The sequence below is a fragment of the Hymenobacter sp. HSC-4F20 genome, assembly GCF_019599275.1.
Classification (GTDB): Bacteria; Bacteroidota; Bacteroidia; order Cytophagales; family Hymenobacteraceae; genus Hymenobacter.
The window spans coordinates 337,210-351,407 of the sequence record NZ_JAHZTD010000002.1; the positions used below are offsets into that span (position 1 = coordinate 337,210).

At 55.0% G+C, this 14,198-nt stretch carries 12 protein-coding genes; 4 read left to right on the forward strand and 8 right to left on the reverse strand.

Annotated features, from left to right (window positions below):
- Positions 1-315: 315 nt before the first annotated feature.
- The 3 genes from K3G63_RS11180 to K3G63_RS11190 all read right to left on the reverse strand — a co-directional run bounded on the left by K3G63_RS11180 (position 316) and on the right by K3G63_RS11190 (position 4,333).
- Positions 316-2,610, reverse strand: coding sequence for a P-loop NTPase fold protein (locus K3G63_RS11180; RefSeq protein ID WP_220614212.1), 2,295 nt, complete (start codon positions 2,608-2,610; stop codon positions 316-318).
- 580 nt (positions 2,611-3,190) lie between these two features.
- Positions 3,191-3,682 carry a hypothetical protein gene (locus K3G63_RS11185; RefSeq protein ID WP_220614213.1) on the reverse strand — a complete coding sequence of 164 codons (492 nt, stop codon included), beginning with the start codon at positions 3,680-3,682 and terminating at the stop codon, positions 3,191-3,193.
- Between the two features lie 171 nt (positions 3,683-3,853).
- Positions 3,854-4,333, reverse strand: coding sequence for a hypothetical protein (locus tag K3G63_RS11190; RefSeq protein WP_220614214.1), 480 nt, complete (start codon positions 4,331-4,333; stop codon positions 3,854-3,856).
- Positions 4,334-4,551: 218 nt separating this feature from the next.
- Here K3G63_RS11190 and K3G63_RS11195 point away from each other — a divergent pair, with 218 nt between their 5' ends.
- The 4 genes from K3G63_RS11195 to K3G63_RS11210 all read left to right on the forward strand — a co-directional run bounded on the left by K3G63_RS11195 (position 4,552) and on the right by K3G63_RS11210 (position 8,495).
- Complete coding sequence (locus tag K3G63_RS11195) at positions 4,552-4,797, forward strand: helix-turn-helix domain-containing protein (protein ID WP_220614215.1); 246 nt, start codon at positions 4,552-4,554, stop codon at positions 4,795-4,797.
- Between the two features lie 288 nt (positions 4,798-5,085).
- Positions 5,086-5,493 (forward strand): hypothetical protein, encoded by a 408-nt coding sequence (locus K3G63_RS11200; RefSeq protein WP_220614216.1) that lies wholly within the window; start codon positions 5,086-5,088, stop codon positions 5,491-5,493.
- Between the two features lie 4 nt (positions 5,494-5,497).
- Positions 5,498-6,988 (forward strand): toll/interleukin-1 receptor domain-containing protein, encoded by a 1,491-nt coding sequence (locus K3G63_RS11205; RefSeq protein WP_220614217.1) that lies wholly within the window; start codon positions 5,498-5,500, stop codon positions 6,986-6,988.
- Between the two features lie 34 nt (positions 6,989-7,022).
- On the forward strand, positions 7,023-8,495 hold the full coding sequence (locus K3G63_RS11210; RefSeq protein ID WP_220614218.1) for a hypothetical protein: 1,473 nt from the start codon (positions 7,023-7,025) through the stop codon (positions 8,493-8,495).
- 155 nt (positions 8,496-8,650) lie between these two features.
- Here K3G63_RS11210 and K3G63_RS11215 read toward each other — a convergent pair whose 3' ends face one another.
- The 5 genes from K3G63_RS11215 to K3G63_RS11235 all read right to left on the reverse strand — a co-directional run bounded on the left by K3G63_RS11215 (position 8,651) and on the right by K3G63_RS11235 (position 13,928).
- A complete protein-coding gene (locus K3G63_RS11215) occupies positions 8,651-9,706 on the reverse strand; it encodes a hypothetical protein (protein WP_220614219.1) in 1,056 nt (351 codons plus the stop codon).
- Positions 9,707-9,710: 4 nt separating this feature from the next.
- Positions 9,711-9,998 carry a helix-turn-helix domain-containing protein gene (locus K3G63_RS11220; protein WP_220614220.1) on the reverse strand — a complete coding sequence of 96 codons (288 nt, stop codon included), beginning with the start codon at positions 9,996-9,998 and terminating at the stop codon, positions 9,711-9,713.
- A gap of 253 nt (positions 9,999-10,251) precedes the next feature.
- Positions 10,252-11,181, reverse strand: coding sequence for a hypothetical protein (locus tag K3G63_RS11225; protein WP_220614221.1), 930 nt, complete (start codon positions 11,179-11,181; stop codon positions 10,252-10,254).
- A gap of 5 nt (positions 11,182-11,186) precedes the next feature.
- Positions 11,187-12,380, reverse strand: a complete 1,194-nt coding sequence (locus tag K3G63_RS11230) for a site-specific integrase (RefSeq protein ID WP_220614222.1) — start codon at positions 12,378-12,380, stop codon at positions 11,187-11,189.
- Between the two features lie 231 nt (positions 12,381-12,611).
- Positions 12,612-13,928, reverse strand: a complete 1,317-nt coding sequence (locus K3G63_RS11235; protein ID WP_220614223.1) for an MFS transporter — start codon at positions 13,926-13,928, stop codon at positions 12,612-12,614.
- Positions 13,929-14,198 lie beyond the last annotated feature (270 nt).

Below are 14,198 nucleotides of genomic sequence, written 5' to 3' on the forward strand. Positions count from 1 at the left end.
GCATAGAAATTGGCCTGTTCGACAATTCACTGGCTCTCCGGCGCGAACTGCAGGTTGTGCCCTTTGCCGTTTGGGTCAACGACGTAGAGCTTAGAAGCAGCGGCGCACGACGAAGTTGGTTTGCTGACGCACTTCTCTTTACTGCAACAAAAAGACCTGCCTCTTGACTACCCGCTCCGTGAATTGCCCCGCTAACGCGCCTTCCTTCTTGTGTGCCAGGGGAAAGAAGTAGTTTTTGGAGTAGGCGATAAGTGCTTCGAGAGAATCAACAGTGGGCTTCACGGGAAAGACAAAATGGACGACGAACTGCTGATACTACTCTCCTTCCTCAGAGCTAGGCTGTTGCGCAGTGTCTGACAGGCGTTCGTACAGGTAAACGAACTGCTGCACTCGTTGATGCGGCGTAGGCTCATTGGGGTCGTAGCTGGGGTTAGTCACGACTTCATCGGGTCCAATTAAGCGTTTCGCTACCTCGTACAGCGTTGAACCGAAGTGCTGTTTTAAGTACTGAACCGTCTCTGTTGTCAGGTTGGCGAAAAAGTCTCTTCCTCCCATGCTCAGACGCGACGAGCATACGGCCAGAAAGTCATACAGGTCTTGGGGCAACTGCTCTAGAAAACGGGTAACGTATTGCACCGAACTAAGCGGCTGTTCGCTCTGGGGCCATACTGTAAACAGAAGCCATTGCGCTTCCACGGGATGCGTTTGGTACAACGGTGCTGTATCCGCTTCTCTCAAGGCCCGAGTCAGCAGCCACAAGGGCATTTCGGCCCCCAGCTGCTGCCATTCCGCAGCGGTAAACAACTCTATCGACGCTTCTTCTGGCTCCTCTACCTCGTCCCGGGTTCTTTGCTCGTCTCTCGCCCGAAGACGTAACCGGTCGACAAGTTCCACAGCCAGCGCAAACGTCCCCCCGCTTTGCACCAAGTCTTGCACCAGCTGCCGGCGCATAATGGCGTCGCTTACTCGTGCCAATAGGTTCAGCATCAGCTTGGCGGCAACATCGGTTTGGCTGGAGCCCTGCCCGATAGCGGAACCCCTGATAGTACTAAGGTCTGGGCTGATAGCGGATACAACGTTCCACAATCGACGAGCTTGGGCTTCGTCAATGGACGAAAGTTGGTAGCTGATCTTTTGTAGAAAGCGGCCGACGCCCAACTGAGATACCATAGCCTGAGCTACACGCAGTTGCTCGGCGGGCTCTTCCTGAGCGAGAAAAGCCGCGAGTTCCGTGTCAGAAACGTCGCCACGTATGACCGTATACGAAAAATACCGACGAAAATGGGTATCTGCAGCAATGGATTGCTGACGAGTCAATTCTTCCTCCGTGAGTGAATGTCGGTTGTTGCGACCACGCAGACTGAAGGGAGAGGAACGGTTATAGAGCCGGCTGACGCGGGGAAACAACGCGCTAAGTAGTTGCGTGGCACCGCGTCGCTCGTCACCTTGGTACCGACCCAGCGCCCCATCCAGAATCGCTTGATGTCGTTCGTCGCCAGCATTGTTGTTAGAGCCACTACCCGTACTCAAATAAATAGTACCTCCGCGGGCCGATCCGACTACAGCGTGCTCATTGTTAGCGATAAACTGATAGAGGTCGGGGTAGAACGTGCGCATTGCTTCGAGCAGCAGTAAGTCTACTGCGTTGACTTCACCCTGCAACAACGGCAAGCTGAACTGCACGGCGTTGGCTAACCGAACGGCAAGACGGGGCGTCGATAAGCGCGGCAAAATGGCCGCCCGCAGCACCTCACCTAGGCGTTCATTCTCATTTTCTGACAGGTGCGTATTCGTGTCCTGCATAGCGTCCGATAGGCGATTCCAGCAAAACTGCAGTAACGCATCCGGTTGAGCGCGTGGCAGGCGCAATGGAACTTGAATAATTTTCTCCAAGAAATGACGCCCAGCGTCGGCCACGTCTGCGTCCTTGGCAGCAAGGGGAGTGAACAGTTCTCCGATAGCTCCGGCAACCCGTTCGTCGTCGAATGCCAATAGGTACGCTGTTTGACGGAAGTCAGCCGTGAGCTTGACCAGTCGAAACACGGCTTGCAGCTGCGGTTTTTCCAGCCGGTCCAGGTCATCAATAATGACGATGACTCGCTTGCCGGACGCCACAATCATTTCCTCCACTCGCGCCCGTAGCTCTTCGGTATTGGGCAGCAATGCGTCCGCAATGGACTGCATTCCCTTGCCTAAGTCGCTTTCTCCCACGCCGTAAGTCATGGTCGGCAGCAAGGGAGCCAAGTACTTTTTGACTGCATCAGCCGCACGCTCACCACGAGTATGCAGTTGACCGTCAATGGCGTGAGCCAGCTGGCTGAAAAATTGAACCAACAACTGTGACTCGTCGGGAAAGCGCCACGGGTTGAAAGTCACTACGGCCGCCTGCGTCGGTTGCTTGGCCAACGTCTGCTGCAAGAAGTTCAGGACAGTACTTTTTCCCTCTCCCCACTTTCCGTAAAGCCCAACCACGATACTCTCCTGGCTCCGGCGCCCTATAAGTGTCTGCGCAATGCGTTGCGCGAATGCATAACGTTGGAAGTCATCGTGCAACGGGTCCGTGAGCGGACGGTCTGCTGCTCGCTCGTCAGGGGTCACAGTAGAAGCCATATGAAAGAGGGAAGTACTTTCGAAGTAGGCGTTTCTCGCTAGAAGTGAGTCAGGCACCTGCTCAAAGGTATCGACGGAAGCATGCGTTTCGATGTAAAATCCACAACGGTGTGCTCTCCGATGGTGTAGTCCGTTACGTGCAGTAGTACCAAGCCGAATGTTACAAGCTCGGCTTGGTGGGTGATGTGGTCAATTGCGTCCCATCGTAGCCTTCGTTCATGTCGGTCTTGCTATGGGCGGACTTTGGCTCCAAGCCCTCATCGAAAACGCAGACGTAGATGTTCAACCTTGACCGACCGAGCGCCCTTGCTCCTTCTCACCTTGCTCTGAGCCTTCCTCCGCCTGAGCGAGTGACAGGACCTAAAAAATACCCCTTATCGCGAGAGCCAATGCTCCCCAGGTAATGCAGTAGTTGACTTCATTACGGCTGCACTCGAGTAAATGACTTTGATTTAAACTACGCGCGTTTAAACTCGACAGCATACGCACACCACCCGTCTAACTAATTGGCTGCCAAAACCATGGCACCGACACCTAAAATCAAGCGCCTGTGATCATCCAGAACTCGCAATGACAACCTCTACTCGGCGGGAATGCAGTAGAAGGACAGACGATAATTACCTCTGGCAAGAAGTGGGGTGCTCTTGCTGCCGCTCTTGTTGTCGAAGGGCCAGAGCACTTTTAACGCGTTACCCTCTTGAACTTCAGATTCCCAGCCAACGATAACAGCACCAGGATTACGCACCAAGTCCTCAGGCGGGGTGATAGCGCCTTTGTAAGAAGCCGCGTACAGTTCCGTAGTAACCCCGTCAATGAAGGTGCTCTTGGCGTACTCAAGCGCACTCAGCCGGTACACGGGTGGACCAACTGCGCGGAACTGAAGAGCTTTAGCACCGGCTTTGTGGTCAGTTTTGTACAGCTGCACGCCGGCCTCGTTGGTAACCATAATCATCGACACGTCCCACGAGTTGAGTTGGCGCTCAACTGGATTTTCGGGTGTACGACGCGTAAGCACGATTTTGTAGACGAAGTACTTCGCCGGCAACATCAACTCCTGAGTCCGACCGGCCAAGGCTGGTAGTAGAAGGGTAAATACCAATAGTAATCTGCGCATATACCACGATTGCCGGCCAAAGTCGACGTTGCTCAGCAGAGTCACTGCTGCGCGTCCGATAGCGCTGCCCGGCCGTTACTTGTTAGATTGAGTTGTGGGTAGTCGGCTCTGTTGGCCCCGAGCCGACTGTTAACGTGCCCGCTCGTCAGGCTTCTGACATGCGTGGTAGACCCGTTCAGCCACCACGTTGCCAACTGACAGCCGCTGGAACAACGCCCTCATCACTCCGATTGACTCCGGCTTCGTCAACTCCGGGTCAGCGGCGACCAAGTCACTGGCCTCCTGTGCGTACGAGACCAAATTTCGAGCGAGGTAGTACGCTTCATGTCCGTAGAGGGATACGTCGTTCTCGGTATCCTGATGGAGATGAACCCAATTAGCGAAAGGCAGCAGTGCATCGTCTGCTAAGGTTACGGCGCCCGTTTGGTGCTCCACGCTCAGTGCCGGGGCATACGTGTTGAACATGCTCTCCCATTGCGCATCGCTGAAGTTCGGGAGCTGTGGTTCTAACCGTTTTCGTGCGTGGGCTAACGCCTGTGCACGTTGCTTTGAAGTAGCCAGCGTGAAGGAAAGGTGGTCCGCAGAAGGACGGGGCGACGATGAAAGCATGAGGGTAGCAGGTTTTGTCTCCGAGTTCAATGGTTTCTCGCAGGCGCGTCAACAGCCACTCAGATAACGCGACGCATTAACCGCCGACTTGAGAAAGTAGATGTTCAGCTGACTGTTGCTCTCACGCCTGAGAAACACCTGCGCAAGGTAATGAAAACGCGCCGTTTTAAGGGCGTATACGCCCTTAATCCATAAAGTCATCCGCGGCAGCTTGCCGTGTGAAAAACCCCGCAGGTCTAAAGGCTTTCTCTGAACGACTGCGCTTCCTGCGCAAAGAGCGCGGCTACTCACAACAGAAGCTGGCGGACATTGCCAACGTGGAGCAGTCCACCATCAAGCGCATCGAGCTTGTACAGCTCGCCCCCACCCTCGACCTGCTCATCACTTTGAGCCGAGCGCTTAACCTAGAGGTGCGCGACTTAGTCGACGACCCGGCAATTACCAATTCGGACAAAGAGGTTTAGCCATTTCGCGCGTGGGTATGAGCAGCGGCTACATGTGCTACAAAGCCGGTGCACGTAAATGCCACGCTTTTTAGCACAACACTGGGGCTGGTGTCGTGACGACGTCCCATGATTGGCAAGAAGTTAACTCCTTCTGCTCTCAAGGCCGTCTCATGTAACCGCGCGACAACGAAGTCGTAACAAGCGCACGCTAATTATAGTAGCTTTATACACGAGTGTGGAAGTACGCCCGTCGTTGCTGGCTCTGACAGACTTCACGCACCTCGTGTTAGCCACTCCACCGTACGCATGGAAGCAAAGCTCAAACACTTAGAGTTCATTCAGACGTCGATTAACCGCTTCAACAGTAACGGCTTCCTGATAAAGGGGTGGGCTGTCTCTTTGGTCGCAGCTCTCTTCGCGCTGGCAGCCAAGGACGCCAACGCACGGTACGTTCTTATTACTTACATCTCGACCGTCCTCTTCTGGGTGCTCGACGCCTACTATTTGAGTCAGGAGCGTCAATACCGTGCGCTTTACCAAGACGTCGCTCAGCGTGAGCTTTCTCAGATAGATTTCACAATGGACGCCAGCGGTTATCGACATGGTCGGGCATCGTGGTGGTCAGCGGCAATAGCCCCTACCCTCCTAATGTTTTATGGGTCGCTGGTAGTGCTGCCGGCATTGTTGCTGCTTGTTCTTACCCATCTTGCCTGACGTCATGTCCACTACGCATTCGGAACGCCGAACGGTGTTCATCAGCCACGCCCTGCCCGAAGACAACGAATTTGCCCTGTGGCTCTCCATCAAGCTGCGCAACGAGGGTTACGACGTATGGTGCGAGCTAGAGCAAGTACACGGTGGCGAACATTTTTGGAAGGAAATTCAGCTGTTGCTCCAAAGCAGCGTGGCGAAATTCGTCTTCGTCGCGTCTCATGCTTCAGTGCGTAAAGAGGGGGTGCGTGATGAGTGGGATTATGCACGCAGTATAGCCAAGGAGCACCAGCTTAAAGACTTCATCATCCCGCTGAACCTCGATGGCGTCAGCCACAACGCCATCATTGGGCTGCCGAACTTGGCGATGATTCAGTTTCAGAACTCGTGGGCACAAGGTCTTCGGGCGCTTTTGGCGAAGCTGAGAAAGGACGACGTTCCTCGCAACGAACACACTCCTCTGTCGGCAGCTCACTGGTACCAGAACAAGTTCGCCACCTCCAACAACGTTCTGGAGAAACAAGAAATCCTGTATTCCAACTGGGTCGGTCTCCCCACGCTTCCATCGACGCTGTACTTACACGAGTACGCAAATGATGCGCAAGCCAAGCAGGTGATGAGTGTCATCACAGCGGCCAACTCATTTCCGGCTGACCGCCACGACCGATACATAATCGCGTTCGAGCCTCGCCTGCCTGACCTGCACCAACGTGAAACGGCAGCCGAGCTGTTCGCCCCAACAATCGTCAAGGCGACCAACGTAATTCAGCTGTCTGTCGCACAGATATGCGGTCGACGGTACAAATCGGAGGTGTTTCCGACAAAGCAGGACGCGTCTAACTTCTTGGTGCGCGTCCTGCATCAGGCCGTTCACAACTTTCTGGTGCAACGCGGCCTTCACACCTACGAAATGGCCAACAAGCGGCTGTGCTATTTCCGCACGCGCCACGAAAGCACTGACCCCAAGTTCAAGTACTACTACGGAAGCAAACTCCGCTCGAAGCAACTGACGGGGGTCTACCTTCACGACAATGTGTGGCATTACGGCGTCAGCTTCAACGTACGCCTGCACCCACACCCGTCTCTTAGTTTGAAAGCCCACATCGTCTTCTCCAAAGACGGCGCCACACCTTGGGACGACAAAAAGGCAATGCAGACGGCTCGCCGCAAGAAGGGCAAGCGCATGTTCAATGCCGAATGGCGCGACCTTCAGTTAGCCTTCCTCGGTTCGCTCACCGACGATGCCACCACTTTCGGCATTCCTATTACACAGACCGATTACCTGTGGCTGTCAACAACGCCCATCTGCTTTGTCAGCGACAAAGGATACAACGACCCGGAAGATCAAGGGCGTCTAATACCCTTGGACGACTACGACGACGCGCAAGAACAAGAAGCCGACGTTCATCTTGAGTTTGACGACGCGGCTGCTTTATCGGAGTTACTAGCCGACGACAATTCTTCTCTCCCTTCTAAAGCGCATCACCGTGAAGAATAAGCCGTTTAAATTGAGCATACTGCCAGAGCCTCGATTGAAGTTCGCCCACGATCAGAAGCTCATTGACCCACGCGACGGGCTGATGCTCTACGGCCCCTTCGACAAGGGCCGAGGTAACAACTTCTCTGTCGGAATCATTGGGACACCGGATGGGCAGAGGCGCTTCAAACGCTGGATGTCGAGCATCCAGAAGCCGGTCTTCTACCCAAAGCCCGACATGGCGAAACCCTTCTTCCCTGGGTTCGAGGAGGTGTACGGCATCCGCTTCAACGACCAGCAATACACTCAGCTGACAATCGACCCTGAGGCACTAGAACGGTTCTTCCGCTACACAGACGACCACGTTCGTATCGCCAGCATCGTGGACCTGTACGCGGATAGGCTCATCAGCTACAAGGAGGAAGCCGACGTGCCCGTGAGCCTGTGGTTCGTCATCATACCCGACATGGTGTACCAACTATGCCGCCCGATGTCCAAAGTTCCCAAGTCCAAGGACACCTTGAGCGTGGGCATACGCGATGTGTATAGCCGCCAAAACCCAGGTTTATTTGAGGACGAAAACACGCGCCGTTATCGTGATGCGTACCACTACGAGAAGCACTTTCACAACCAGCTCAAACTTAAGTTACTGCGCCACGGTATCCTGACGCAGGTCATTAAGGAGAGTACCATTGCGTACCAGGACTTTCTCGACAAAAACGGCAACCCGAAGAAGGACTTGTCGGCTTTCGAGACAGACATTGCGTGGAGCCTGACCACATCTATCTACTACAAGGTCACTGGGCTTCCTCCGTGGAAGCTTGCCGACATACGCAAGGGCGTGTGTTACATCGGGCTGGTCTTCAAAAACGACGACCGGAACGAAGACCGACGCATCGCGTGCTGTGCAGCCCAAATGTTCCTCGATTCGGGCGACGGACAGGTATTCAAAGGAGCGGTTGGTCCTTGGTACAACCCTGATACGAAAGAGTATCACCTCACGAAGGACGGAGCCAAAGACCTGCTCACGAAAGCGCTTGCTGCCTACAAGCAGGAAAACGGTGTACCACGCGAGGTCTTCATTCACGGCCGTACTTACTTCGATGACAACGAGTGGCAGGGCTTCTTGGAAGCGGCAGCAGGCGCCCATGCGGTTGTGGGAATCAAGATCAGCCACGAGACGACATTCAAGCTCTTCCGGGCCAGCGACTTTCCCGTCATGCGAGGCACCGTTTACGTCAAAGACGCCCGTTTCGCGTACCTCTGGACGAAGGGGTTCATTCCTCGGTTGCAGACTGTAGTGGGGCTGGAGACACCCAATCCGCTCCAAGTACAAATCACTCGTGGAGACGCCAACATTCTCACCGTCTGCAAAGACGTCTTGGCGTTGACGAAGCTCAACTACAACACCTGCCGGTTCGCTGACGGTGAACCCGTCACACTGAAATTCGCTGACACCATAGGTGAAATTCTGACTGCTGGTCCCAACGACAACGTCAAGGTACTGCCATTCAAGTACTACATCTGAAGGTGTCATACCTCGCATCACAGCGTCACACTCATCTACCCCGACAAGGGTGACGCGTGTAACTACGTCGTTAAAGAGTCGACGCTCGACCAGGCTTACTGTCCCATGAGGTCGAGGTGGCACGTTTCAGCAGCTCACAGATATACGCGTAGTACTCAAGCTGCCGCGAGTACCCTTTCGATGTCGTCGACAACCTGTTCTACTTCCCTGTTCTCTCGACTACCACTCACCCCAATTTCCAACTGATTACATGTGTGGAGAATGGTACCAATTTTGGGACTCACCTTCATTAGCGGCACCTCGTCTGGACACAGCTCCCGCATATGTTCGGCCAGCAAGATGTCGTAGGGGTGAGGACCTTCGACCTGTTTAGTCCGCTCCTGAAGCTGACGGTACTGTGCCTGATAACGCTTGAAAGTAGACTTTGGAGTGTGAGGCCGCACGCTCTCCCACCAACTCAAGTCAGCACCAGCGTACAGCAGGGCCGCATGCGCTATGGGTAGGCCTGAATAATCAGGAGGAGTCCGGCGAACCGTTTGCTTCCATTGTTCAAGCACGTGCGTGGCGACCATTCTGAGTACATCGGGTGCTGATAGGTCCTGAAGAGTAACGTTGGTGCGGCCGGTAAGCTTGTTCAGGTTACGGGCGCGGGTGAATACCACCTCGAATCTCAATAGGTGGCTGCAATCCATTGGCAACGGAACACCTTGACGGCGGGCGTACTCACCCTTGTCGTAGTACTTGAGCCGGTAATTCAAGTGCACCGCTTGGTACTCCAACGGACGAAGACGCCCGGCAGGGGGAGAGATTGGAAGGATGGGGCTTTTCTTGTGGTGACTTAAGGTTTCCAGGAACGAACGCGGCGAAGAAGGCACAACGAGATTCACGCCGGCTTCGAGTTTGCGCACTATAAACATCTCAGGAGGTAGCCCGAGAGAAGCAGCCAAACCCTTGGCGGCTTGGGCTGCTTCAGCCGCGCTAAACATGCCGACGTTTGAGCCTTGTGTGAAAGTGTGAAGAGAGCCTCGAACCCGTCCCTTGCACTCGCCGGGCACGTACTCAATGCGCATTCCACGGTATTGAACCCGAACGCGGCCCCGACTATCGGTCTGACCGTCGAAACCAGCAAAAGCTGGCGACTGAGCCAAAGCAGCTACAAATTCGTCTGCAGGTTCGGGGAGGTGAAAGGTCAGATGCAGGTTATCGTACACCTCTTTACGCAGCTGCCCGAAACGGCTTGTTGTGGTGCCTGAGGAGCATGCGGTCGATTTCCTCACGGTTGTAGTAGATCTTGCTACCCATTTGGCTGAACCCGATCAGCCCTTCGTCGCGCCAATTTTGCAAGGTCCGCTTGGTGACCTTGAGTAATTCGGCAGCTTCGTTATTGTCCAACCATTCGATGAAGGGCTTCTTGCGTTCTTCCTCCATGAGTTTCCTCATGTAGGCGAACGTGTTCTGTTGAAGCTGGTCGTAAGCTTCGGTCTGTATTGCGATGAGTTGCATGTAGGGTGCGGGTGGTATTTTGGTTTGGTACTGCGAAGTAACAGTGCAGATCACCTCTACAAAACGCCGAGTGCGCCCACCTGAAATGCACCTTAAATGGACTTGAAATACCGCGCCAAAAAAGAAGCCCGCACAATCACCTGTGCGGGCTTTTCGTGTCTTTTACTTCCTCAACACTTGCAGCAAATTCTACTTCCTCTTTAAGTCGCGTACCAAGCCAGCAGCGCAACCACCGGAACACTTTACATGTCGGTTACTTGAGTAGGGTCGCGACTTCTTGAATTTCGCGCCCCATATGTACACCTGTCGCCTTGACTCCTGGATATTGGAGCTGTTGAGGTGCGATGTCTTCGCCATCACTCTTTGTGAAGCACGCAGCTGCCTTAACCCACTTCCCGGTCAGCTTTTTGTGACCTGGTGGGGTCAATTTAGGTTCAATAGAATTGACGAAGTGCCAGAGTTGGTTGATGCTACCCATCCACACGACGCGCTTTTTGACTGGCTTTCCGGAAAATATTGCTCTGAAGTCCGCCAACGGGGTCGTCGGCTCGATGAGCTCAAGCGTGTCTCGCAGTCCGTAGAACAAGTTGCCCAGGTGGCTGCGCGTAAGTGACTTGTCCTCTTGCAAACTACCTTCCTTGAAACACCTGTAGTGGAACCCGGTTGCTTGCGTCTCAGCAGGTATGGGTTTGTCATCAGAGCCCTTCTCGGTCTGCTGCGGAGCGCAGCGAAGAACCAAGTCCTTAATTTCCAGCAGAGCGGCGGCAATGCACGAATACCGAGCAAACACTTCCTCTTCGGCTAATACGCTGGTCAGCCTCTCGATGTCCGTCATTACATGACTGTAGAACACATCTCGCTTAAGTTGCTCACTTGAACTCAGCTGTTCGAGCACTAGGGCTTTCACAGCCAGCAACTCATCCGCTACTTCATCGCAGATTTCTCGACCGAATTCCGACTCGTATCGGCCTTCGGGACTGCCGAAGCCCTTGTGCTCATACACTGCTATCTCACGTTCGGCGTCGTATTTATGTACGACGAGTCTGTGTTCCTGACTGAAAGGGTTCTTTGGCGGGATGTTGGGTTTACTATACGTTCGGTGAAACGCTTCCCGTCTGTTTACAAGCTCGTGGTGCTCAATCAGCCGAATGAAGTACTCCAGAGCCAATGTCCGTTTGTTCATGATGTTCAATTGAACAGCTCCATTGCCTGGTCGAGCTTCTCGTTAACGATTTTGGCGTAGATCTGCGTCGTGTTGATGGATGCATGACCCATGAGCTTCGACACCAGCTCAATTGGTATGCCTTTCGTCAGCGCTCGGGTAGCGAAGGTATGTCGTGAACTGTGGAAGCTGATCGATTTCTCTAGCCCGGCCCGCGTTGCAATCATCTTCAGATTTTTGTTGGCGTAGGCTGTAGCCGACGAAATGGACCGGTACAACCTCTGCGGGTCAGAGTAGTCAACATCGGCGCGGAAAAACGGAAAGATATACGCGGAGGACTTGTTACTAGCTCCGCGATAATGCGCCAAGAGTTCGAGTGCCCGATTCGGCAGCATTACCGATACTGCATCACCCGTCTTGTGCATCGTCAGACGGATGTGCGTGCCTGAAAAGTGTTCCCACTTGAGTTGCAGCAGGTCGGAAATGCGTAGCCCGCCCGCGTAGGTGGCGAAAACGAATAGGTTGCGGTGGTGCCACAACTTGGTACCTTCTTTCAACGGCACAGCCTCCAGCAACATCAGTTCATCTTCAGTAAGGTAGGATTTGGTGGTCTTCTCCAACTTGAGTTTGAACTTCCGAAACGGGTCACGCTCAGGCGACACCAAGTCTTCCGACATGGCGTTATTGAAGAGCTTGCGGAAGATCTTGAGGTTGGAGTGAATGGTGTTGACCGAGTTACCCAATTTGTCCCGCAAATACGTTTCGTACTGCTTCAAGAAACTGACCGTAACCTCGTCGAAAAGCAGGTCGCTTGCGCCGAGAAAGATCTTAAGCTTGGAGTACACAGCCGTGGCTTTGCTCAGCGTACTGATCTTACCGTGCTTCTCTAAGGTGTGCAAGTACTGTGCGAAGTACTTTAGAAAGCTCTCCGACGACTGCCCCATGATGGCTTTCTTGATCTGCACAGGGGAGACAAATTTCGACTCTCGTTGCAAATCCAGTGCTACCCCCTCCGCTTCGGCGACCTTCGTGGCAATAAAGGCGTTGACCCGGCTCTTGTTCGGATGCTTTCTGACGCGGCCTGCGTCGGCGTCCCAGTCCTGCGGTTTCACGCGCACACCAATGGAGATGTACTTGGGCTTTCGGTCCTTGATGATGCGCAGGTACACGGGCGCTTCGCCGGCCTTATTGATCTTCTCCTCTTTAAGGAGAACCTTCACACTTGCCATGTAGTTGGGGTCACGACTTCCTCATCAAAGTTACGACGCCGAACGGTCAGGTAAAACAAAGAGGTAAAACATCGATATCATTTTCGTTCAACATCGTGCATCGAAAACTAAACAGCGAAACGCCAAAAGAGCACCATAAGCAGCAAAACGACGCATTTAGAAGAATACGAGTGCAATTACCGCAGTCCCTACGTGACCACAGAAACGGCCTCTAGCACTCTGCTAGAGGCCGTTTTCTTTTTCGGCCTGTCCTCCGGACAGGAAGGCGGTTTCGGGCATGGTGAGCAGTACCGGCAGCACCAGCAGCGCAACCAGGGCAATCATAGCGCCGGGCACGAGCGGCCAGCCGGTGCGGGTGATGAGCAGCTCGGCTGCAAACGGCGTGAGCCCCCCGAACACAGCGGTGGCAGCCGTAGCCCCCAGAGCCAGCCCGCTCAACCGACCCTCACCGGGGAATTGCTCGGCCGTGGCGGCCGCCCCAACGGCACTAACGCCCCCAGCCACTGCGGCCAGCACCACCGCACCGACAACGGCCTGCTGGATACTGCCTCCGCGCATGAGTGCGAACAGCGTGATAGGCAGCAGAGCGCTGGCCCCAGCCAGCCCGACCAGTACGGGCTTACGGCCCAGCCAGTCGGAGAGCACTCCAACAACGGGCGTGACCAAGATGACGACTACAGCAGCAATTGTCGAGAGCCCTAGGGCCTCGCTTTCCCCGCGCTGGCCGGTAGTGGCCAAGAAGGTCGGCACGTAGGTAATGCCAACGTAATACGTAATGGAGCCCAAGGCTGAGATGCAGAACGTGCGCAGAATAGCAGCCCGGTGGTGGCGTAGGGTATAGCGCAGCGGGGAGACAGGAACCGTGCCCGCCTCCTGCTGCCGCTCAAAGTCGGGAGACTCCTGCATGGTGGAGCGGGCCAACCACACACCGCCGGCCAGAGCCGCGCCCAGTAGAAAGGGCAGGCGCCACCCCCAGGCGTCGACGCTGGCGGCCGGCAACCCGTACAGGAGCAGAGCGCATACGCCCACGGCCAGCAGGGCCCCTACCTCACTGGCGGCAGCGGCCAGGGAAGTAACCAGGCCGCGGCGGTCCGGGCGGGCCCCTTCCAGCAGGTAGGCTACCACGCCGGTGTACTCGCCTCCTACCGAAAAGGCCATCAGGCAGCGCAGCAACAGCAACAGCCCGCCAGCCCAGGCGCCAAGCTGGGCGTGGGTGGGCAGCAGCGCCGTAGCCAGCATGGCTCCCGTCATCAGGGCCATAGACAACAGCATCATCTGCCGCCGGCCGTACCGGTCGCCAATATGTCCGAAGAACAGGGCCCCCAGGGGCCGCATCAGGTAGGACACGGCAAACCCGCCCAGGGCCGTGAGCAGCGAGGCGGCGCCCGGACCAAAAAATACCCGCGAGAGGACGGTAGCAAAGTAAAGACAGAGCGTGAAGTCGTACCACTCAATGATGGTGGAGCAGGCAGCTACTGCCAGGGAAGCGCGGGAAAGCGCTACCCGAGAGGTAGAATAATCAGGCGAGGAAGGGGGCACGGGTTTGCTTGGCGGTTTGGTAAGACGTAATAAGACGGAAACAAATAACAGTCTATGGCAGGTAGGGCCGCTCACTTCTTACCATACGCAGCAGTCAAACAAAGGCGACACCCCACTTCACGCCCATGTAACCCAAACCGCCGAGACCAACCACCGCCAGTCCATGCCCTTGGCCCACACCCCAGTATTTCAGGGGCAAATAGATAGTGATGCCGACGCAGAGTAGCGGTGCTACAGCCGCCAGGTTGAGCTTCTCGGACACGCGCACTA